Raw genomic sequence first — 22927 nt, forward strand, 5'->3', positions numbered from 1 at the left:
ATTAAATTGATTTTAACTTAGCCAAAAATTTATCCAGATTATCTTTTACCAGCCGGGCGGCAGCTGGAAGCGCAAGTGCGCCGTCATATGCTTTTTCCTTTCGTTGCAATAAATTTTCAATTGCCGGGTTTAATTCGGCCGCGTCTTTGATCGAATTAAAATCATAAGAAAGGTCCTTGGGGTAGCCGATTGAGTCGCAAAAATATTGATTTTTCGGATTATAGCCTAAAGATAAAAAAGGCAATCCCAGGAGGTAGGAAAAAATAATCCCATGAAGCCTCATGGAAATGACATATCGGCAACGGGACATTTCATCCATAGTTTTAAAGATATCGCCATTAAAGCTATAAATACTCACGCGATCGGGAGCCTCGCAGGAGTTCTTTAGGCGAAGATTCAGTTCAACATCCGGGTATTCGCTTCCAATATATAGATTAAAGAGTCTGACGCGGAAACCTTCCTTTATTAATCGGTTTATCAAATAAATATATTTATCAAAATGAGAATGATCAAAAAATTCTTTTTCCCGCGCCTTATTTTTTATAAGCATGAGGCCGATCAGGTCTTCATCATTTTTCTTCGGCCGGCTGAAGTAATCGGTAAAAAGTTCAAAAAGGAGCAGGGAAGTGTCTAGAGAAGAGTGTATTTCGGGATTAGCGCTAATTTTTTTTGCCAGTTCGGCAGAATGTGCGTCCCTAAGAACCGCGATATCCAGGCTGTCAAGGAGCCGGGCGCACGCTTTTTTTTCGTCAGCGGTCGTTATGGGTCCGACTGAAATTCCCAAGCCGGCCACCAGGCTTTTTTTATTGAATTTTTTAATTTTTTTTATTACTTCATATTTCCACTGGATGCTGTTTAAGGAATGGAGCACCGAACCGCCGCCGATTACTAGGGCATCGAATTTTCTTAGGCGGATATTATCAAGCAGCCGTCTAATTTTTTGGCTGGCTTTGAAGTTATATAAGCTTTTGATTTCTATTTCTTCTTGCCCCCGGTAAGCCGGCCGGCGTCCGTGCTGATAATAGGTGATCGCGTCTATGCCGTTTTTTTTAAGGAAAGAGCGCAGGGCAAAGGCCATCGCTTCATCGCCAAAGTCGCCTTGTCCCACCCAGCCGATATTTAGAATGTTTGGTTTATTATACATGCTTATTTTAATAAGATTCTTTCAGCCTCTTTTTTAAAACATTCCCAAAGAGCTTCGATTTCTTCAATTTCTTTAGATCCGTATTTCCAGATAGTGTTATAGTTTAAACTCACTCCGGAGTCAAAGGCGGCGGCCACGTAATTTTCCAGCCGCCTTTCATATTCGGCGTCAAAATCCATGCCAAGTATTTCCTTGATTTTCGCGGAAAGAGTAGTAAAATCAGTATGCTTTCGGACGTTGGGAAGCATTAGGGTGGTTTCCAAGTTCCCTAATTGGATAACCGGCTTATTTAGAAATGCCGCTTCAGCAATCGAAGTCCCGCTCGGGCTGATAATTAAGCTGGCCTTTTTCAAGAAAATTTCATTGGGTATGCGGTAGTCGACAAATTTAACGTTAATTAACCGGGCAATTTTTTTTATATAAGAAGGAGAGCGCCGGCCGGCCATTCCCGGATGCTCTCGGACCACTAAAGCGTAGTCCGCCGGCAAAGACATTGCCGCCAGCCGGGCGGTCTCTATTTGATTGCCGAAATAAGGAGCGATAACATCAATGGTCGCCTCGGGCTGGACCTGCAAGGGGAAATAGACAAATCGCCCAAGTTTTTCTAAAGGACAGAAAGGGAAACGGTCAAGAAAGCGTTTGTTGCGCAGGTGGCTGAAAAAATCCCGTAAGATAATTTTTGGCGGGCGGAAGTCGGGAGTTATGCCGGTGCTTTCCAATACATTGATTGGGCGTTTATAGTACCAGTAAAAAATCTGCCTGAAGGGAGAAAGAAATTGCCGGGTTTTTTTGTATAAGCCGATGCGGGGCTTATTGATAAGATACTCGGGCGGCTTGAAATTGGCGCGGAATTCACTTATATATTTTCTGGCTTTTTCCCGGCTGGGGCTTTCTGTTTTTTTCTCATTTAAAAGATTAACTAATTCGTGAAAATAGCCGCCGCCGACATTGTAATTGTTGGCAAAAATTCTTACTCCGCTCACTTTGCTGTCGTATAAGGCAATCATCTCCACGCCGCGTTTTTTGGCGTACAAATTTAGCATGATATGCGGAAGGGCGACGAAGTTTGGAGCGATAATCAGTTCGGGCTTGAATTGAGTGAAAATAATTTTTAAATATTTATAAACGGCTTGGACGTATAAAAGGATTTCTTCTTCGGGCAAATTGGGGGAAAAGCCGTAATAATATTTTTCTTTATAAGAGCGGACGTGGTTTCTTAAAGAAAGAACGATTGGCCAAATAGAATTAACCCCGAGCTCGGAGCAAATTTCGCTTATTGAATAAGTTTCGCCGGAAAGGTAATCGGCTGGACGGCTCATTACATTGTCATTGTCGATTATCAATTGATAGGGAACTTCTTTTTGGCTTCTTGTAAATTCGGTAGTTGTCCGTTTTAAAGTCAATGCCGCCAGAAAACACCCTTCGTGATGAAGTTTTTTAGCGATTTCGTGTCCAATATAAACTCCCCAATGGCGCTGTTGAACCATTAATATCCTTTTTCCTTCAAGCTTATTCATAAAGAAATTTTTTAGCCTTTAAACAAAAGCCGATAGTAAGATTATAACAGTATAGATTTTTGACTGTCAATTAAAATCGCACTCTTTTACAGGGCGATTTTTATTTAAAATAAGCTTAATTTCGGTTTAGCATCTTCCATCTTTCTATGAAGCTTAAAGATGATGTTTTTAGCTAAGCTAAGATGAAATTTATCCTTCTCGCACAGCTTTTTTCTTTGACAATGATAGGCTCATTGACTATAATAATATAGTAGTTTTAGCTCTAGTTGGGCTGTTTTTACAAAGCTATTTTCTTCTGAATTATGGCGTATAATATAAAATATTTTGCTGACTTTAGCCAAAAAGGGTGGGACAAGGAAGTTCAAAGACTAAAAGAGGCAAGCTATTACCATTCTTGGCACTGGCTTTGCTATGCAAGCCGGATGTCGGGGGTAATAAGCCACAATTCATTCGCCCTATACGATGAGGGCGAACTTTTGGCCATCTGCCCGCTCGCAGCAACTGATAACGGATCGGGTGTACGGGCGCTTTCTTTCGGGTTCGGACCTTTGGGCGCTCCAGCCCTAACTAGCTCGCACAGAAGCGAGCGGAGAAAGACGCTCGATTTTATTATCCAGATTTATTTGGAGGCTTTGGAAAAAAATAAGGCGGAAAAAATAATTTTTGCCCGCCATCCATTAAACCAAGATATGCTGGATTGCGGCCGGCTGGATTTTAAATACTGTTTTGAATTACTGCGCTACCAATTTTTTTATCTTGTTGAAAATATTTTAGCCATAGATTTAACCCGCGAAGAAGAGGATCTCGTAAAAGAGGTGGGGAAATACCATTACCGGCATATAAAAAGAACCCGGAAAAAGGGCGTCGCAGCCAAGGTTTTTAATTCTTCAGAAAATTCGAAAGAGCTAGACAAGAGATTTTCCGAATTTCGGCAAGCTCACTTCGCTGCTTCAGGCAAAAAAACCCGTCCGGATGAAACTTGGGACATAATGCATCAATGCCTAAGAGAAAAAAAAGCCAGCCTATTCGCCGCTTTTTATGATAATGAGCCGATAAGTTTTTTATTTGCCGGGGAATGGAATAAGATGGCTTTTGGCTGGTCCCAGGCCAATCTGCTTGAGCGTGAAAAAGAATTTTCACCTCGCCATATGCTTGAATGGGAAGCAATGCTTTATTACAAAAAGCAAGGGTTTGAATTTTATGAATTGGGACGGATGCATTATGGCGCCCAGCCTTTTTACGTCTCCAGCCCCAAGGAAAAAAGCATCAGCGTTTTTAAAGAGCGCTACGGCGGAGTGCTTCTGCCGAAGATAACCTGGACTGGTTATAAGAATCCCAAACTTCAAAAATATGAGGTTGAAGCGTTAATCGGCAGATATTTAAAAGAAGACAATATTATTAAAATACCTCAATCTTAATATGCTAACCAGTTTTAATATCCAGGCCGAAAAAATTGAGAAGCTGAAAAGTTGCCGGCTGTCTGTTTTCGGGCGGCTGGAAAAGGATATCGTTTGTACTTTTTCCGGAAAAACCGCGCTTTCTTTAGTATTAAAATATTTCCGGCAGAATGGAACGCTTAGCGATAAAACCGGCGAGGTAATGGTTCCGTCTTGGCTTGGGGGGCCGGTTTATATGATAATGCATAAGTTTTGCTTTCCCACAGTTTTTTACAATAAAAAGGTAAAAGTCCTTATGGCCTACCATCAATGGGGATTTCCTCAAGATATTGATTATCTTAAGGATTTTTGCGAAGATAAAAAGCTCGTTATGATTGAAGACTGCGCCCACGCTTTCCGAAGCTATTATAAAGGAAAAAGGCTCGGAACTTTTGGCCAGGCGGCCATCTTTAGCTTTGCCAAATTTTTTTCCTCCATAGCTGGCGGCGCAATTTATTCTGAAGATAAAAAATTAAAAAAATTTGCAGAAAGGGAGCTTTCCCAAGGCGAAGATAAACTTTCCCGAAAAGCTTTTTACCATAATTTTAAGGTCGGCCGAAAACCGGATAAGAATAATTTGATTGAGCTTGAAAGGTATTACGCCGTGTATGACCGGCTGGGGAGATGCCCGGCCTATTCGCTAAACAAGGTAAAAAGCGAACTGGCGGGAGAAAATAATGCATTGGCCAGGAGGAAGAAGAATTTTTTTCTCCTCCGAGAAGCTTTTAAAAATTGCCGCCGCGCGGAACTTTTTTCTGCGGATGATATTCTTCCTTGGGCGCTTCCTTTGTTTACCCGCAAGGGCGCGGAAGAAAAAGTCGTCCATTCCCTAAAAAAAATAAATATTATTTCCGGCGTTTACCACTTTGACGTCAATAAAAATATGCTTAAGCCTAAATTTGAGAGATGTGTCGGGTTGCCGTGCCACCAGGGACTCGGAGAAAGGGAGCTTGAGGATATAATCAAGGCGGTTAAAGCTAATATTTAATTTATGCCAGTCATAGAAATTTTCAAAAAAATCGCGAGCCTTCTTCGGCTTTTTAGGCGCGCTTTCGGCCAATATAAAATGGCCATCTCAAGTTTGGTAATATTGAGTTTTTTTAACGGGATTTTTGAAGGCATTGGCATAACGACGATCATCCCGATTTTTTCCTTTGTCAGCAAAGGCCGGGTGGACAGCCTCGATATAGTTACCAAAACGATCGAAAAGGTCTTTCTTTTTTCAGGCGTACCTTTTACTTTAAAATATTTACTGATTTTGCTGATCATTCTATTCATTGCCAAGTCAGCCGTACTTTTTTTCGCCAGCTATATTTCTTCTTTAATAACCGCCAAATACGAAAGAGTAACCCGGGCCCATCTTTTTAAAATAACGCTGGAATCCGATTGGCCATATCTTTCAACCCAAAGACTGGGCTATTTGGATCAAGTAATAACGACCGACGTTAATACCAGTTCGGGGCTTTTTTTCAATCTAACTAGCTTTATCATCATCGTCACCAAGCTATTGGTTTATATAACTATCGCCATAAATCTTTCTATTCCCATTACTCTCATGGCCTTGCTTCTTGGAGTACTAGTTATGTTTGTTTTTAAGCCTCTGTTTTTTAAAAGCAAGCAAATGTCCGAATTGACCGCCATGACTTATAAGAAAATGGCCCACTTCATTAACGAAAATATTCTTGGGATGAAGACGGTAAAATCTTTATTGGCCGAGAAAAAAGTAGTCGAAAAAGGGACGAAATATTTTGATGAGGTAAAGCGGCTGAATATCAAAGCGGCGGTGGCAAAAAATATTACCAACGCCTTGATGCAGCCGATTGGACTGGTTTTTATTATGTCGCTTTTTGCCTTTTCTTATAAAACCCAGCTTTTTGATTTTGGAACTTTTGCCGTTATAGTCTACGCCATTAACCAAATATTTACCCTAATCCAGATGTTCCAGGCGCAATTGCACGGAATGGTTTCTGCCGCGCCTTATCTAAAAAGCATTCTAGACTATCAGGACATGACTAAAAATAGCAAAGAGGCGGATGCCGGCCAAGAGAGATTCAGATTTGATAAATCTTTCAGATTTAACAACGTCGGATTTAGCTATAACAAAGACAAAAAAGTTTTGGACGGGGTCGATTTTTCAATCAATAAAGGAAAAATGATTGGCCTTATAGGCGCATCAGGGGCGGGAAAAACCACCATTGTTGATCTTTTACTAAGACTTCTAAGAGCTGAAAAAGGGAAAATAACGGTTGATGGAATAGATATTGAGAAAATATCTATAAATGAATGGAGATCTAACGTGGGATATGTTTCGCAGGATATTTTTTTAATGAATGATACGATTGCCAACAATATCCGTTTTTATGAAGATAGTTTGGCAGAAAATGATATTATTGAAGGGGCTAAAACGGCGAACATCCATGATTTTATTGAAGGTTTGCCCGATAAATACGATACGATTGTGGGAGAAAGGGGAATTTTACTTTCCAACGGACAAAGGCAAAGAATCGCCTTGGCCCGGGTTCTGGCTCGAAGGCAAAATTTGTTAATCCTTGACGAAGCAACAAGCGCCCTGGATAATGAATCGGAAATGCTTATCCAGGAAGCCATAGAAAGATTAAAAGGAAAAATTACAATTTTAGTCATCGCCCATCGGCTTTCAACGGTTATGGCGACAGACAAGATTATTGTTTTAGAGAACGGGAAAATTATTGAGGAAGGGAAGCCGGACGATCTTCTAAAAGATTGCAAGAGCTATTTTTACAAAGTTTATAACATTCGGGAGCTGGCCTAGAAATGATGCGGAAATTGCCCAGGCTGATGTTTAAAGAAATGGTGTGAAGGCAAGTCTGGCGATTAATTGAAGGCGGCTTTTTCGCCGGAAATTTTTTATGTTTAATAAAAACAATAAAGTCTTATTTATAATCCACGATTTATACCAGGATGACAACCGGTTTCCGTTAGGCCCGGCCTATTTAGCGGCGGTTTTAAATAAAAACGGCGCGACCGCGGAAGCTTACTGCATGGATGTTTTTCATTTTTCCAACGATGACCTGGCGCGGCACTTGGATAAAAACGAATATGATTTAATCGGCGTTGGATTTTTAGCCGCCCGCTTTGAAGAAACCGTCCGCGAACTCTGCCGGGTGATAAACGCCCATAAAAAAAACGCCTGGTTAATACTCGGCGGGCATGGCCCTTCGCCCATCCCGGAATATATTCTTCGGGAAACCGGAGCCGATATGATAGCGATAGGAGAGGCAGAAAATACCATTATTGACCTGCTGTCCTGCAAGCTAAATAATGGCAGCCTGGCCGATGTGCCTGGCATAGCCTATCTGGATAAAGGGGAGTACCGCTATACCGGTCCGGCCAAAATTGTTAAACAGCTAGATGATGTACCATTTCCTTTGTGGGAAATATTTCCCATGGAAAAATATACGGCCTGCTCCCAAATGTATAACCAGGGGCCGGAGGAAAAAAGCTTTTCAATAATCGCCGGCCGGGGCTGCATTAACCGCTGTAATTTCTGTTATCGCATGGAAAAGGGGATAAGGCTGCGGTCTGTTGCGAACATCATGGAAGAATTGAAGCTTCTTTATAGCCAATACGGCGTCAATTGTTTTTTCTTCGAAGACGAGCTATTTGTTTTTTCAAAGGCCCGGCTAAAAGAATTTAATGAGGCGTTAAAAGAAGCGGGTTTGAAAATTAAATATTTAGCTAACGCCCGGGTGGACATAATTGACGAAGAGTTGGTTGAACTATTGAAAGAAACCGGCTGCCAGTTCGTAAATATCGGCTTTGAATCTTCTAGCGACCGGGTACTGGAACTGATGAAAAAAAACGCCACCAGCGACCAAAACATCCGGGCTATGGAAATAATCAATAAAGCCGGCGGAATCGGCATGGGGCTTAATTTTATCTGGAACAATTTAGGCGATACGGAAGAATCTTTAAAAGAAAACGTGCGTTTGATAAAAAAATATAATACTTATTACCAGTGCCGGACCATCCGCCCGGTTACGCCTTATCCCGGCGCTGACCTTTATTATACCCTGATTGAAATGGGAAGGATCGAGGGGCCCAAAGATTTCTTTTTGAAGTTTAAAAATTCGGATTTGATTTTTGAAAATGTCATGGATATTCCTCTGGAGAAAGCCTATGATTGCCTTTTGGCCGCCAATACCGAGCTAATCCGCGACCATTACAGCCATAAAGGGGAAAACGTAGAGGAAGGCGAAGCGCTAATCCGCCAGCTAGACGGCCTTTATTCCGGAAAAATTACTACCTTCAGGGGAACGAGACATTACAATCGGGAGGAAAAATAGTATGAAAAATATTCGCATCATACCCAGGCTGGACATCAAGGGGCCGAATGTCGTTAAGCCGATTCAGACCGAGGCTTTGCGCGTTGTTGGCAACCCCAAAGAAATGGCCCGGCGCTATTACGAGGAAGGGGCTGATGAAATACTCTACCTGGATATCGTAGCGAGCCTTTACCAAAGAAATATTGACTTTGATTTATTAAAATCCGTTACCGAGGATATTTTTATTCCCGTAACGGTCGGCGGCGGGATAAGGAGCCTGAACGACATAAATTACGCCTTGAGAGCCGGCGCCGACAAAGTGGCGATCAATACTTATCTGGTTAAAAATCCGGCTTTTATTTCTGAAGCAGTTCGCGAGTTCGGTTCGCAGTGTATTGTATTGTTCGTCGAAGCCAAAAAACAGCCGACCGGAATTTACGAGGTCTATACCGACGGCGGGCGGGAGCATACCGGGTTAGAAGCAATTGAATGGATCCGCCGGGGAATTGAATTAGGCGCCGGGGAAATTTTAATTTCTTCCATCGATCGGGACGGAACCCGGCGAGGGTATGATCTTGAATTACTAAAAAAGGTTTCGGAAATTGCGCCAATACCCGTAATCGCCCATGGCGGGGCGGGAAGCCCCGAATCATTAATCCGGGCGGTGCGGGACGCCAGAGTCGACGCCTTAGCAGTATCTTCAATTTTTCATTATCAAGAATGTTCAATAAATGCCGTAAAAGAAAATTTAGCCGCGGAAGGAATTAATGTTCGAAAAATATGAAGCCGGTAAAAATAGCCATAACCGATTACGGAGTGGGTAATCTTTACAGCCTGGTTCGGGCGCTGAAATTTTTTAATGCCAGCGCGGAGATTACCGAGGACGCCGATTCGCTTGACGGCTTTGACGGCATAATTCTGCCGGGCGTCGGATCTTTTGCGGCCGGCATGCGGGGATTAAAAATCAGGGGGCTTGCCGAAAAAATAAAGAAGCTGGCTGGCGAAGGAAAACCGATACTGGGCATATGCCTGGGCGCCCAGCTATTATTGACCGAAGGGCATGAGTTTGGTACTTTTAACGGATTAGATATTATTAAAGGAAAAGTGATTAAATTCCCTCCGCTGGAAAATAAGGAAAAAATTCCTCATATCGGCTGGAATAAGCTATCTCTTCCTAAAGGCGGAAGCTGGGGCAAAACTGTGCTGGATGGGATAAAAGAAGAAAGCGACGTCTATTTTGTCCATTCATATTATCTGGATCCGGAGTCGACCGGCGATGTGCTCGCACTGACTGATTACGGGGGCTTTGCCTTTTGCAGCGCGGTTAAAAAAGGCAATGTTTATGGCTGCCAATTCCATCCGGAAAAAAGCGGAAAAGTTGGATTAAAAATAATCGACAATTTTTTAAAAATTTGCGGCGGACAGCTTTCTGTTTAGCTGGAGGGCAATGTAAGGCAGTCTGGTTATAAAGAGAATAAAATATATGGAACAATTAGAAGCTAAATACGGTCTGCCGGCGGAAGTTAAATTCTGCAAAAGATGCGTGATTTCCAATCAGCGTCCGAACGCCACGGTTGAATACCAGCATACGGCCGATTCAAAGAAAAAAACCATCCATTTTGACGCGGAAGGGGTTTGCGACGCTTGCCGGGTGGCGGAAAAGAAAAAAAATGAAATTAACTGGGACGAGCGCGAAGCAGAATTAAAGGCGCTTTGCGACCGGTATCGGAAAAAGGACGGCTCTTACGACTGCCTGGTTCCGGGCTCGGGCGGGAAAGACAGCTTCTATACCTCGCACATCCTAAAATATAAGTACGGCATGCATCCTTTGACCTGCACTTGGGCGCCGCATATTTATACGCCCTGGGGCTGGAATAATTTTCAAAACTGGATTGGATCCGGCTTTGATAATTATCTTTTTACCCCTAATACCCGGGTCCATCGCCTTTTAACCCGTCTGGCCGTAGAAAATATCTTTCATCCTTTCCAGCCGTTTATTTTTGGACAAAAATCTTTAGCCCCGAAAATGGCCTTAACTTATAATATCCCCTTGGTAATTTACGGCGAACACGAAGCCGAGTACGGCAATCCGATCGCGGACATGGAAAACGCCCGCCGCGACTGGTCGTACTTTACCGCTAAGGACAAGTCGAAGATATTTTTTGGCGGAGTTTCCGTTGAAGAATTAAAAACCAGGTATGGAATTGAAGAAAATGATTTAGCGCCTTATATGCCGGCCGATCCGGAGGAACTTACAAAAAACAAAGTTGAAGTGCATTATCTTGGATATTATTTAAAATGGCATCCCCAAGCCTGCTATTATTACGCGGCCGAGCACGGCAATTTCCAGGCTTCGCCCGAACGGACGCCCGGCACTTACTCGAAATACAATAGCATTGACGATAGAATCGACGATTTTCATTATTTGACGACTTTCATTAAGTTCGGCATCGGCCGGGCGACTTACGACGCTTCCCAGGAAATCCGCTCCGGCGATATCACCCGGGAAGAGGGAGTGGCTTTGGTAAAACGCTATGACGGCGAGTTTCCGGAAAGGTTTAGCGAAGAGATTTTTAAGTATTTGAGCGTTTCCGAAAAAGAGTTTCCGGCGGCCTATAAGATGTTTAAAAATCCGGTTATGACGCGGGAACATTTTATGCAATTGGCCGATCAATTCCGCTCGCCCCATTTATGGAAAAAAGAGAATGGCGAATGGAAACTGCGCTACCAGGTAAATTAGCAAAGAGTTGCCGGTATTGTTCTTTTTTCGCTGCGCCTGCCTGCCGGCAAGGCAGGGAACTCGCCCCGCCTTCAGGCGGGACTCAAATAGTCCTCGTTTCAAAAATAAAATATTTCCGCTAAGCTGATAAAATATGAGAAACATTTTAGAAGGATATAAAATTTTTAACATTGACCCTAAGCAATTGAGAAATAAGGATTTTTTTCGCAATGTTTTGGAATACCGGAAGTTTGTTATGGATAAATTCCCGGACGCGGTAAGAAAAACGGAAGAATTTAAGTGCCTTTTATGCGGAAGTTCTAATGGGAAAGAGTTTTTAAAATATAAAAATTATCCTTTATTTGAGTGCCTGGATTGCGGTATGGTTTCTCCTAATGTGGATTTAAGCAAGGTGGATGAAAAACTGGTTTATGATTCGGAAACCGCTTTGCAGGATGTAAAAAATGATGTGATCAATAATTATGATTACCGGAAAAAAACTTACGCGCCTGAACGGCTAAATTATATCCTGGAAAAAACCGGTTTAAAAAAAGAAGAGGTGAGGCTTTTGGATGTCGGCTGCGGCCCCGGATATCTCCTTGAGCACTTAAAAGAAAGCGGGGTTAACTACAAGGGCTTGGAATTGGCCGATTTTTTAGTGGAAATCTGCAAGGGAAGAGGATTGAACGTTGAAAAAAGCGACTTGGCCAATGAGCCGGACGGCGCCTATAATATCATTACCTTGTTTGATGTTTTGGAACACCTAAGGGTACCGATTGAGATGTTTAAAACGTTGAATAAAAAGCTGGAGGCCGGCGGCTATGTCCTGGCTTATACTCCCAACATCCACTCTATCGCTTTCCATCTAATGGGCGGTCTGCAAAACAATGTTTATCCCTATATACATTTGTGTTTTTTTGATCCCCGGTCGCTAGATTACCTGGCAAAAAAAACCGGCTTTGAGGTTCAATCCATCGATTATTACGGCTTGGATGTTATGGACTATTTAAGTTATAAAAACTACGAAGACGATTATGACTATTTAGGAAAATTAAAGGAATTTATCCCTGTCATGCAGGCGGTTATTGATAAGGGAAAAATAAGCAATCATCAAAGGATTATTTTTAAGAAGATTTAATTGGTCTTTTAAATAAGCATTTTACTTAGAGGAGAGGAAATGAAAACAACAAATAAGGCTAAAAGAAATATTTGGGTATTCTGGGCTTTAGGTGAAGCGTCCATCAGCGCCGTCTCGGTATTTATCCTGAAACTGGCCGGACTGGAAATCGGAGTGATTGACCAAGCAATAGTCATGACCTTGGCCTTAAGCCTGTTCCAGGTAATTTTTAGCGCCTTTACGGTATTTTTCGGCCGGAAGTACCAAGTCAAAAGCAGGGAAATCGGGTGGATGGTCGCTTTCGGGTTTATTGGATTTTTTATGGATGTGATGGCCTTAACAGTCTTTCAGCTTGGCGGCAGTATAATCATTTTTTCCTTGATTTTCAGCCTGTCAATCATACCAGGAGCGGTTATTGACAGAGTTTGGTTCGGCATCCGTTTCAGCTGGCGACAAATAATAGGAATTATGGTTGGCGCCTTAGCGATTTATTCGATGTTCGGCTGGCCGTCCTTTGGCGGGAATTTTTCCGGCCAAATTCCTGTCTGGGTTTGGCTTTCGGTCCTGGTTTCCATTGCCGCCGCCCTTAACCAGGGGATAAGCGTTAAAGTCAGGAACTCCAATCCTCTGGTTATGAATATGGTCGGTGGCGCGGCTATGGTAATCCTGGCTATGGCCGCTTTGATGATTCGCGGCAACTTGGACCTTATCTATAAAAGCGAACAGCCTTTCCCGCTCTTATGGCAATTATCGTTTGTCCTCGGCCTTTTGGTCGTCGGCCAGTGGACATGCAATCTCTCGACTTACCGGTACGGACAGGAGATAACCATCACTTTAAAAAAGTTGGTGGTAAGGAGCGGCTTTCTTTTACTTTCGGCCGGGTTGGGAGCGCTATTTTTTAGCGAGGCCTTTTCCATTCCCCAAATTGTCGGCATCGTCCTTTTTCTCGTTTCTTTCGCTCTTATTAAAGAAGAGGCTTGGCAGTTTCTTGCCAATAAAGTTAAGATTTAAAACGCCGCTATTAGGAGATAGCGGTTATTTTCTAAAAATAATTTAAAATTATGAAAATTTTAGCCTATATCCCGGCCCGGGCCGGATCAAAGCGGGTGCCGAATAAAAATATAAAGAATTTTTTGGGCAAGCCTTTGATCGCCTATACGGTTTTACAAGCTAAAGCCTGTTCCATAGTAGACCGGGTTGTCGTGGATACTGACTCGCCAAAGATCGCGCAGATAGCAAAAAAATACGGGGCCGAGGTTCCTTTTTTGCGGCCCGCTCACTTGGCCACTGATAAATCCCAAGTAGTTTTCAGCTTGCTAAACGTGTTGAATCGGCTGAAAGATGATGAGGGTTATGTTCCTGATTATGTATTATTACTGCAAACCACCTCGCCGCTCCGGGAGATGAAGGACATCATGGACGCCTGGAAAATGATTAAGTCAACCGATGCCACAACCGTGCTTACTGTGTGCCCAACCCATCCTAAGCTCTATTATTTGGGAAAAAATAACGAAACAATTTTGGTTAATGGCTCTGAAGGCAAATCAAATAATACCCAAACTTGGCCGCCGGCCTATCTCTTAAACGGCTGTTTTGTTTATATAATAAAAACGAGCGCGCTTCTAAAAGAAAAAAGGATTATCACCAAAAAAACCAAGGCCGTTGTTTGCCCCCGCTGGCGCTCGGTCGATATCGATACGCCCGAGGATTGGGTGATGGGCGAATTTTTGTATAAGAACAAAAAGGCGATCGAGAAGCGGATAAAATCCTTGGAAAAAAAAGCGCCCCGGCCATAAAGACCGGGTTTTTCTTTAGGGGGCGAACACCGGGAAATCCATTGAAAGATGCATATATTAGTGCTAAACTGGATTTATGTCAAAAGTAAAAAAACTGAAAATCGGCATCATCGGTTTTGGCTCAATCGGCCAAAGGCATTTTAATAATTTAGCCCAGTATAAGCCTGAAATAACGGTTTTTTCAAAGCACAAAGATGTTCTGGGCCAGGCGGTTAATAACTGGGGAGATTTTAAAAAATTCGGGCCTTTTGACGCGATTTTTGTTACCAATGAAACCCATAAGCATGTGCCGACGATTTTTAAGTGCCTGGAATTAAAACCCCGGGCAATTTTTGTCGAAAAGCCGATTTCCCATAGTTTGGACGGTTTGGCTAAAGTAATGGAGGAAGCAAAGAAGAAAAAGATTAGCCTTTGGGTCGGCTACAATTTTCAGTTTTATAAGCCATTTTTGAAGATAAAAGAAATACTGAAATCGCGCGCGATTGGAAAAATTTATTACGCCCGGGTTTCAGCCGGGCAGGATCTGCGCGAATGGCGCAAAAGGGATTATAGGTTAAACTATGGAGCAAAAAAATTCCAAGGCGGAGGCGTGATGCTTGATTTGGTCCATGAGATAAACTACGCCGGCTGGATTTTAGGTGAAAAACTAATTCCCAAGACCGCGCTTGTCAGTAAAGTGTCGAACTTAGAAATTGACACAGAAGACTGCGCAGAAAGCATATTTTCGACTAAAGACGGAACCGTGGTTAGCGTGCACCAGGATTATTTGCGCATCCCCGGAAAGCGCGGATTAGAATTAGTGGGAGAAAAAGGTACTCTCGCTTGGGATTCACAAGCTAATCAAATTTGCGTTTATGGAAGGAAGGGAGTTAAGCGTATTAATATTAATCAGGAAAGAAACGGAATGTTTAAGGATGAATTGGAGTTTTTCCTTAACCAGTTAAAAAAGAATAAATTTTTTACCAATATTGAGGAAGCGATTCGGGATGTTAAAAATATTGTCTATTTGAAAAAGCATGCGAAAAAATAAACTAAAAATTTTACAAATCGGCCTGGGATCGATGGGAAAGAGGCGGATCCGCAACCTGCTTTTTCACGAAATAAAAGAAAGCCAAATCATCGGTTTTGATCTTGCGGCGCCGAGACGAAAGGAAATGGAAAAATTATTCCCGGAGATAAAGACTTATGGCGATTTTAATTTAGCCATGAAAAATGAATCGCCGAACGTTTTTATAATTTCCACTCCGCCAAATCTGCACCACGACTATTTTCTCTTTGCCGCCAAAAATAAAATCAATTTTTTTTGCGAAGTGCCAACTAATGATAAGGGCTATAAAGAATTGATGCCCAAGCTGTCTAATAAATTCGTCGCCGCCCCGTCCTGCACTTTCCGTTACGTTCCGGCCATAAAAAAAATAAAAGAGCTTTTGGGCAATGGAATAATTGGAAAGCCTTTGATATTTAATCACTATCTTGGGCAATACCTGCCTGACTGGCATCCGTATGAAGATTACCGAAAAGTCTACTTTGCCAAAAAAGAAACCGGCGGGGCTAAAGAAATGCTCCCTTATGAATTAGTCTGGCTAAGCCATATTTTCAAATCCGAGCCGAAGAAAGCAACCGGCGCGTGCCGTAAAGTGTCGGACCTGGAAATGACGGCGGATGATGTTTATTCAGTGATTGTGCAATTTGAAAACGGCGTTTTGGGCAACATGATGATTGATTTATTAAATCGGGAAGCCGGCCGGACATTAAGGATTATCGGGACTCAAGGAACGCTGGACTGGGATTGGCTCGGGTATTCAATAAGGATTAAGCAGGCAGGAGTTAAAACGGCCAAGCTGATAAATGTAAAAAAAGAAAAAAAATTCAAGCACTATAATACGACCGAAGACATTTATCGGGAAGAAATGAAAAAGTTTTTAGATGCAGTTTGCGGCAAAAAGAAATATCCTTACAGCTATAAAGAGGATTATCGGATTTTAAAAGTTTACGGCGCGGTAGAGAAGGGTAATAATTTAAAAGAGCTGGATTAGGATTAGTATATGAACAACTTTATCCAAATTGGCAATAGAAAAATCGGAAAAGATTATCCGCCTTTTGTTATCGCTGAAATTGGTATTAATCATGAAGGCGATTTTGACAAGGCCGTCCGGATGATTAATGACGCTAAAGGGGCCGGGGCCGACTGCGTGAAATTCCAGTGCCACGTAGTCGAGGATGAGATGGCGCCGGAAGCGAAGAAAATAATTCCCGCCCATGCGGGAGAGTCGATTTGGGATATAATGGTGCGCTGTGCTTTTCGAGAAGAAAAAGAGAGGGAGCTGAAAAAATTAGTGGAAGAGGCCGGGATGATTTATCTGTCCACGCCTTTTTCCCGGGCCGCGGCTGACCGATTGGAAAAGATGGACGTTTTAGCCTATAAAATCGGGTCGGGGGAATGTAATAATTATCCGCTTTTAAAGCATATTGCCGGTTTTGGAAAACCGATTATTTTATCGACCGGGATGAATGATATTGAATCCATTAGAAAAAGCGCTGAAATTTTCCGCGACGCTAAATTGCCTTATGCATTATTACACTGCACTTCCATGTATCCCGCGCCTTATAACAAAGTGCGCCTGGGCGCCTTGGAAGAGATGAGCCGGGAATTTCCGGACGCGGTTATCGGCTTGTCAGATCACAGCTTGGGAATTTATACCTGCCTTGGCGCGGTTTCCTTGGGGGCCGCAATCCTGGAAAAACATTTTACTTCGGATAAAACTTGGCCCGGTCCGGATATTGCTTTGTCCATTGATCCGGCTGAATTAAAAGAAATGGTTATCGGCGCGCGGGCTATTTTTGAGGCTCTGGGAGGCAAAAAAGGAATTTTACCCGAAGAGCAGGGGATAATTGATTTTGCCTACGCCTGCGTGGTGACAATTAAGGACATAAAAGCCGGAGAAAAATTTTCTCCGGAAAATATTTGGGTCAAGCGGCCGGGCACCGGGGAAATAAAAGCGGTTGATTATGAAAGTTTATTCGGCAGATCTGCTGCCCGTGATTTGCCGGCCGATGTTCAGGTGAAGAGAAGCGACGTGGTTTAAAAAAGATGCAGTTTAAGGAAGCGGATTAAGCGGTTTGACACCGCTTCGCGGCAAGCCCCTTATGCCCGGTATGGGAGCGCGCATGGGCGTTTGACAACCATGGCAAAAATAAAGCGATATGAAAAATGAAAAAAGAAAAATATTATTCATAACCGAACGCCGGGCGGATTACAGCCGGCTAAAGCCGATCATGCAGGCGGTGCGAAAAAGCCGGAAACTGGAATTAAAGCTTTTAGTTACCGGCGCGCATTTATTAAAGGATTTCGGCGAAACCAGAAAAATAATAGAGAGCGATGGTTTTAGAGTGGACGCGGTTTTGCCGATTTTTACGCATCAAGATGATGACGAAGGAACGCACATGATAAAAGCCATGGGCAAGGCTTTAATCGGCATGGCCGATGTTTTTAACCGGCTCAAGCCTGATATAGTGTTCTGTGGCTTTGACTTAGGCGCGCATCTCGCCGCCGCCATAGCCGGAATGCATTTAAACATCCACGTCGTCCATATCCAGGGCGGGGAAGTATCCGGAACAATAGATGAAGTTTTGCGCCATGCCCTTACAAAATTTTCACATATTCATTTAGCGGCAACCTACAAAAGCGTGAAACGGATAATAAAAATGGGAGAAGATCCGCGCTATGTTTTTAATGTAGGCTCGCCTACTATCGATACTATCCGGTCAATTAAATATCCTTCAAAAGAAACGATCTGCAAAAAATATGGCTTGGATGCAAAAAAGAAACTGATAATTTTTTCCCAGCATCCGGTAACCACCGAAGTAAAAGAAGTGGTTAATCAAATTAATGAGAGCATCAACGCCTTAAAATACGCAGCAAAAAAATACAACCTGGAAGTCCTGGCTATCTATTCCAATAATGACGCCGGAGGAAAGCGCATAATCTCGAGCCTGAAAAAATCCGGGATAAAGGTCTTGCCGCATATTGTTTATGAAGATTACTTGCGTCTTATGAAAGTGGCTGATGCTTTAGTCGGGAATTCTTCCGCTGGAATCCACGAAGCGCCGTCCTTCGGACTGCCGACCGTTAACATCGGTTCGCGCGAACAATACCGCGAGCGGGGAGTGAATGTTATTGACTCGCGATGCAGTAAAAGGGATATAACAAAAGCAGTGGAGAAATGCCTGTTTGATAAAAAATTTATTGCCAAAGTAAGGCGCGGAAAAAATCCTTATGATAACGGGCTGACGGCTAAAAAGGTGGTGAAGATTTTGGAAACTATCAAATTACCGCCGATTCAGAAGGTAATCACTTATTAGCCGCCCGGAAAATGAAGGATGGGCAAGCTCGCTTCTTGTATTTATTTATAGATTTTCATCGTTACATAAGCATTATGAAGGCTTTGTTATTAGGCGGGACCGGATTCATTGGAACAAGCCTGGCGCGGGAGCTTATTGGCGCCGGAGCCGAGGTAATTTTAGTTGGCCTTAATTCCTTGCCAGATAGCGGGAGCTATGGTAAATTATTAAGCCATCAGATTGATTTAACCCGGCCTTCGGAGGATTTGAAAAAATTGGCTGATGATAGCGATATTATCGTTATTTTAACCCAGCCGGATAAGAAGATTATTGACAATTTAATAGAAATATTTCAAGAGCTGAAAGAAAGAAAAAAGATTATTTATCTTTCCTCAATGCTCATATACCGGGATGAGCTGAAACTGGCAGATGAAAAATCTCCAATCCAGCCGGTTTCCGAATATGAAAAAGGCAAGATCTGGGAAGAAGAAAGGCTGGGCGGAATAAGCCAAACCCATTCGATAATTATCGCCCGGCTGGCGAATGTTTACGGCAACAATCTGAACCGGGGAATAATAAAAAAAATATTCAGCTCTTGTTTAGAAGGGAAAGAGCTTACTATTAACGGCGGCGGCAATTCAGTGAGAGATTACATTTATATCAGCGACCTAACGGCCTTTCTTAAATTATTGATTTTTTCCGATGCCGGGAAGGGAAAAGAAATTTACAATATTTGTACGGGCGAAGGAACCTCGGTAAACCAACTCGTTAAAATGATTGGAGGGATTTGCAATAAAGAGATTAAGGTAAGGCACGCCCCGAAGATTATTGAAAAAGAGAGAATTGTCGGAGCTAACGGAAAAATTACTGATAAAGCGGGATACCGGGCTGAATACGATATTAAAAAAGGATTGGTTGCGACATACAAAAATTTTTTAGGAAGAAAATAACTATGGAATGCCGGCTTTGCCAGTCAAAAAAAATAAAAGTGCTTAAAAGGGAATTAAGATATAAGACCCGGCGAAATGTTTTAAGCTGCCAAGCTTGCGGATTTATTTTCCTTGCCCCCTCCCAAAGCCAAATAAATTATCAAAGCAAGGATTATCGGAAAAAGTTCGGTCCGAGTTTAAAAAGAACTTCGGCCAGCCGGGAGATTTTTAGCCTTTATTCAAAATTCCAGGAGCCGATATTGAAAAATTTAAGGCCGATACTGAATAAAAGAATGAAAGTGCTGGATATCGGCTGTTCGACCGGACATTTTCTTAGCTCTTTGAAGGGACTGGTTGGGGAAAGGGTGGGGTTGGAATTAAGCCGCGATGCAGTGAATTTCATCAGGCGCAATCTTGACTTTAAAGTTTATTCCAAGCCGCTGGGGAGCGAACCGATAAAAGAAGGGCCGTTTGATTTAATAACTTGCCTTCAGGTTTTAGAGCATATTGAAAATCCGGCATATTTCCTAAAGGAAGTTGAAAAAAATTTAAAGCCCGGCGGATGGCTTTACATTGAAGTGCCGAACGTCGAGGACGCGCTATTGAAGCTATTTGCAGTTAAGGGCTATTTTGACTTCTATTTTCGCGAGGCCCATGTATCCTATTTTAGCCAAAGGACTTTAAAAATGCTCTTAGCTCAAGCCGGATTTAAAGGCAAAATTTTTACCGCGCAATGCTATAACATCTTAAATCACATTAACTGGGTTTTAACCGGAAGCCCGCAGGATAATTTTCAAACCGGGAATAGCGCGCCAGGGCTGGCAGTAGAAAAAGGCGGCAATCTGAAGGCCAAGCGGGAAATAAACAAAATAGTAAGAAAAATGGATATTGAATATAAAAAGATACTGGAAAAAAACGGCTTGGGAGAAAACATTGTTTTCTTAGGAAAGAAAAACGTCCATTGAAGCTATCGATTTTTATTGCAAAGCCGTGCAATCGGGCGCTCAATACTAAAGTATGCAAAATGAATTTAAAAACAAAAAAATATTAGTAACTGGCGGAACCGGCTCGATTGGTTCGGTTATTGTAAAGAGCCTTTTAAAATTCGAACCGGCCCAGATCCGGGTTTTGTCTCGGGACGAATCCAAACAGCAGGCTCTCGCCCAGGAGCTCTCCGGCGATTTAAGGGTGAGGCTTTTAATCGGCGACATAAGAAACAAGGAAAGGGTGTTTAAGGCTATGGAAAACATTGATATTGTTTTCCACGCCGCCGCCATGAAGCACGTCTTATCCTGCGAAAATGACCCCTACGAGGCGGTAGAAACCAACGTCCGGGGGATGCAGAATATTATTGACTGCGCTATGGCCCACGACGTCGCGAAAGTAGTCGGCATTTCAACCGATAAAGCGACCGATCCGGTAAGCGTCATGGGCTGTACTAAGCTCTTGGCCGAAAAGGTGATGCTCGCCCATTACATGGGATCGCACCCGACTAAGTTTTGTTTTGTCCGCTTTGGCAATGTCCTAAATTCCCGCGGGTCGGTTTTACCGATATTTTACAAGCAAATCGCCAAAGGCGGGCCGGTAACCGTAACTGACAGGAATGTTGCCCGTTTTTTTATGTCCATAGAAGAAGCGGTGGAGCTGGTATTTAAAGCCTCCTCCTTAATGCAGGACCGCGAGATATTCGTTTTGAAAAATATGGCCATCGTCAGAATTTATGATTTAGCCAAAGCCATGATCGAGCTTTACGCCCCGCGCTTCGGCCATGATCCGAAAAAAATAAAAATTATAATTACCGGCTTAAAGCGGGGCGAGCGGATGCACGAAAAACTTTTAACCAAAGATGAATCCCGCTATGCTTTGGAAAATAAGGATATGGTTATCATCACTCCGGTAATCACTTACGGCCACAACGTTGAGCCAAAATACAAGGACGCGAAAAAATGCCGGGTTGGGGATTATGCCACCGAAGGAAAAAGATGCCTGCCGGTGGAGAAGATAAAGAAGCTTCTCATAAAGGATGAATATAAGCTGAACGGATCGATAAATAATTTTTATTTTTAATTGAAAAAGTGATATTTGTCCGGGATCCCGGAGAAAGATTATTTTGGTAAAATTGGAACTAAAAGTTTATGAAAATATTTTTAATCGGCTGGGACAATTCGGATGAAGCCTATGTCCGGACGGCGGAGAAATTAAAAAACAGCGGCATCGAAATCGTTTATTGGGTTGGCGGCGACAGGGAAGAAGGCTATGAAAATTGCCGGAAGATTTTCCCCGGTACAATTTTTCACCGGCGCCAGGACGCAATGCGGGGCAGGCGGCCCAAGGAGACGGGCGGGAAGAAATTTTTGCCGCCGGGGGAAGATATGATAAGCCGGTTTTATGAAACCGAATCGACGCTCCTCGCGATGAAGAATTTCGAAAAAACGCCCTTGCCGGGACTGGGAAAAAAAAGGCTGTTTCATGAATTTTTGGAATATTGGCATGGCGTCCTGGATGAATTTAGGCCGGATGCGGTAGTTTTCGGAGTTTGGCCTCATACCGGATATAATTACGTTGTCTACCAGATGGCGAAGTATTTAAAGATAAAAACCGTGATGTTTGAATACGCGCGGATTGGCGACCGGCTGCTGCTGATCAATGATTTTACCGAAGGCAGCCGGGAATTAAAAGCCAAGCTGGCCGAAGCGCAAAACCGGGAGATTAAACTCGAAGACTTAAGCGCCGATGTCCGAGAATATTATTTAAACGAGACAAGGGACGGAAAATATGAGCTTCCCCCGGACATGCAGATTTTAAGCGGGAGATTCAGGGGATTGCGCTTAGCCCTTTTAAAAATACAGGCAGTACTTAGAAGCATCGCGGATTTTACCATTCTTAAGAAAATTTTGGAGGCCATAAAAAAGCGAAACAGCAATTTAAAAAAGGAATATGAGAGCCTGCAGAAAGAGCCTGATTTCGAAAAAAAATACATTTACGCCGCTATTCATTATCAGCCCGAATGTTCAACCAGCCCTTTGGGCGGAGTTTTTGTCGATCAGATATTAATGATAAAGATACTGGCGGCGGCGATCCCGGAAAATTGGGAAATTTACGTAAAAGAGCATCCTTACCAGTGGCTCCCCAGCGGGCTGGCCTACTCGGCCTACCGCTATAAAGGGTATTATGAAGAGATGGCCAAAATCGATAAAGTGAGGCTGGTGCCTGCCAAAACAAACTCCAAGGAATTGATTAAAAAATCCCAGGCTGTCGCAACAGTTACCGGGACGGCCGGCTGGGAGGCTTTGATTAATTTAATCCCGGCTATAACTTTTGGCCACGCCTGGTACCGGGACTGTCCGGGAAATTTTCGGGTAAAAAATGTGCAAACGGCTAGAGAAGCATTAGGCAAAATTAATGCCGGGCGCGGGCTTTCCAAAGGTGAAATTATTAGATATTTATTTGCCCTGGATCGGTCAACTTTCCATGCTTACCTCGAAGATGTAGTTAAGCTTCAATCTAAGCTTACTTTGAATGAAAACGCAGAAAATATTTCAAGTTCGTTATTAAAAGAATTGAAAACTTAAAATATAAATTAAAAATGTCTGATAATACAAATTTTATTCGCTCTCCGCACAC

20 protein-coding genes are annotated in these 22927 nt (G+C 42.8%); 18 read left to right on the forward strand and 2 right to left on the reverse strand.

Annotation, left to right across the window (positions count from 1 at the left end; all coding sequences use genetic code 11):
• Nucleotide 1: 1 nt before the first annotated feature.
• The gene (locus WC715_03975) at nucleotides 2-1144 is read right to left on the reverse strand and encodes a polysaccharide pyruvyl transferase family protein (GenBank protein MFA6171577.1); all 1143 of its coding nucleotides are present in this window, start codon (nucleotides 1142-1144) and stop codon (nucleotides 2-4) included.
• 2 nt (nucleotides 1145-1146) lie between these two features.
• The gene (locus tag WC715_03980; protein MFA6171578.1) at nucleotides 1147-2661 is read right to left on the reverse strand and encodes a hypothetical protein; all 1515 of its coding nucleotides are present in this window, start codon (nucleotides 2659-2661) and stop codon (nucleotides 1147-1149) included.
• Between the two features lie 302 nt (nucleotides 2662-2963).
• Here WC715_03980 and WC715_03985 point away from each other — a divergent pair, with 302 nt between their 5' ends.
• The 18 genes from WC715_03985 to WC715_04070 all read left to right on the forward strand — a co-directional run bounded on the left by WC715_03985 (nucleotide 2964) and on the right by WC715_04070 (nucleotide 22875).
• Nucleotides 2964-4079: a GNAT family N-acetyltransferase gene (locus WC715_03985; protein MFA6171579.1), complete on the forward strand. Its 1116-nt coding sequence runs from the start codon at nucleotides 2964-2966 to the stop codon at nucleotides 4077-4079.
• A gap of 1 nt (nucleotide 4080) precedes the next feature.
• A complete protein-coding gene (locus WC715_03990) occupies nucleotides 4081-5085 on the forward strand; it encodes a DegT/DnrJ/EryC1/StrS family aminotransferase (protein MFA6171580.1) in 1005 nt (334 codons plus the stop codon).
• Nucleotides 5086-5088: 3 nt separating this feature from the next.
• Nucleotides 5089-6888: an ABC transporter ATP-binding protein gene (locus WC715_03995; protein ID MFA6171581.1), complete on the forward strand. Its 1800-nt coding sequence runs from the start codon at nucleotides 5089-5091 to the stop codon at nucleotides 6886-6888.
• Nucleotides 6889-6985: 97 nt separating this feature from the next.
• A complete protein-coding gene (locus tag WC715_04000) occupies nucleotides 6986-8422 on the forward strand; it encodes a radical SAM protein (protein ID MFA6171582.1) in 1437 nt (478 codons plus the stop codon).
• 1 nt (nucleotide 8423) lies between these two features.
• The gene (hisF, locus tag WC715_04005) at nucleotides 8424-9185 is read left to right on the forward strand and encodes an imidazole glycerol phosphate synthase subunit HisF (GenBank protein ID MFA6171583.1); all 762 of its coding nucleotides are present in this window, start codon (nucleotides 8424-8426) and stop codon (nucleotides 9183-9185) included.
• Nucleotides 9182-9838, forward strand: coding sequence for an imidazole glycerol phosphate synthase subunit HisH (gene hisH, locus WC715_04010; protein MFA6171584.1), 657 nt, complete (start codon nucleotides 9182-9184; stop codon nucleotides 9836-9838). The genes hisF and hisH overlap by 4 nt, the downstream gene beginning before the upstream one ends.
• 46 nt (nucleotides 9839-9884) lie before the next feature.
• On the forward strand, nucleotides 9885-11141 hold the full coding sequence (locus WC715_04015; protein MFA6171585.1) for an N-acetyl sugar amidotransferase: 1257 nt from the start codon (nucleotides 9885-9887) through the stop codon (nucleotides 11139-11141).
• Between the two features lie 133 nt (nucleotides 11142-11274).
• On the forward strand, nucleotides 11275-12258 hold the full coding sequence (locus tag WC715_04020; GenBank protein ID MFA6171586.1) for a class I SAM-dependent methyltransferase: 984 nt from the start codon (nucleotides 11275-11277) through the stop codon (nucleotides 12256-12258).
• 39 nt (nucleotides 12259-12297) lie between these two features.
• Entirely contained in the window at nucleotides 12298-13248 is a 951-nt protein-coding gene (locus tag WC715_04025) for a hypothetical protein (GenBank protein MFA6171587.1), read from the forward strand.
• Between the two features lie 50 nt (nucleotides 13249-13298).
• The gene (locus tag WC715_04030) at nucleotides 13299-14033 is read left to right on the forward strand and encodes an acylneuraminate cytidylyltransferase family protein (protein MFA6171588.1); all 735 of its coding nucleotides are present in this window, start codon (nucleotides 13299-13301) and stop codon (nucleotides 14031-14033) included.
• Nucleotides 14034-14109: 76 nt separating this feature from the next.
• Entirely contained in the window at nucleotides 14110-15063 is a 954-nt protein-coding gene (locus WC715_04035) for a Gfo/Idh/MocA family oxidoreductase (GenBank protein ID MFA6171589.1), read from the forward strand.
• Entirely contained in the window at nucleotides 15050-16069 is a 1020-nt protein-coding gene (locus WC715_04040; protein ID MFA6171590.1) for a Gfo/Idh/MocA family oxidoreductase, read from the forward strand. Before WC715_04035 ends, WC715_04040 begins: the two co-directional genes overlap by 14 nt.
• Nucleotides 16070-16078: 9 nt before the next feature.
• Nucleotides 16079-17119, forward strand: a complete 1041-nt coding sequence (locus WC715_04045; GenBank protein MFA6171591.1) for an N-acetylneuraminate synthase family protein — start codon at nucleotides 16079-16081, stop codon at nucleotides 17117-17119.
• Nucleotides 17120-17237: 118 nt separating this feature from the next.
• Nucleotides 17238-18395, forward strand: coding sequence for a UDP-N-acetylglucosamine 2-epimerase (neuC, locus tag WC715_04050; GenBank protein MFA6171592.1), 1158 nt, complete (start codon nucleotides 17238-17240; stop codon nucleotides 18393-18395).
• A gap of 74 nt (nucleotides 18396-18469) precedes the next feature.
• The gene (locus tag WC715_04055; GenBank protein MFA6171593.1) at nucleotides 18470-19324 is read left to right on the forward strand and encodes an NAD-dependent epimerase/dehydratase family protein; all 855 of its coding nucleotides are present in this window, start codon (nucleotides 18470-18472) and stop codon (nucleotides 19322-19324) included.
• A 2-nt stretch (nucleotides 19325-19326) separates the two neighbouring features.
• Nucleotides 19327-20268 carry a class I SAM-dependent methyltransferase gene (locus WC715_04060; protein ID MFA6171594.1) on the forward strand — a complete coding sequence of 314 codons (942 nt, stop codon included), beginning with the start codon at nucleotides 19327-19329 and terminating at the stop codon, nucleotides 20266-20268.
• Nucleotides 20269-20320: 52 nt separating this feature from the next.
• Nucleotides 20321-21370 (forward strand): SDR family NAD(P)-dependent oxidoreductase, encoded by a 1050-nt coding sequence (locus tag WC715_04065; protein MFA6171595.1) that lies wholly within the window; start codon nucleotides 20321-20323, stop codon nucleotides 21368-21370.
• 68 nt (nucleotides 21371-21438) lie between these two features.
• Nucleotides 21439-22875 carry a hypothetical protein gene (locus WC715_04070; GenBank protein ID MFA6171596.1) on the forward strand — a complete coding sequence of 479 codons (1437 nt, stop codon included), beginning with the start codon at nucleotides 21439-21441 and terminating at the stop codon, nucleotides 22873-22875.
• Nucleotides 22876-22927 lie beyond the last annotated feature (52 nt).

The organism is Patescibacteria group bacterium (assembly GCA_041661505.1).
Lineage (GTDB): Bacteria > Patescibacteriota > Patescibacteriia > Patescibacteriales > JBAZCA01 > JBAZCA01.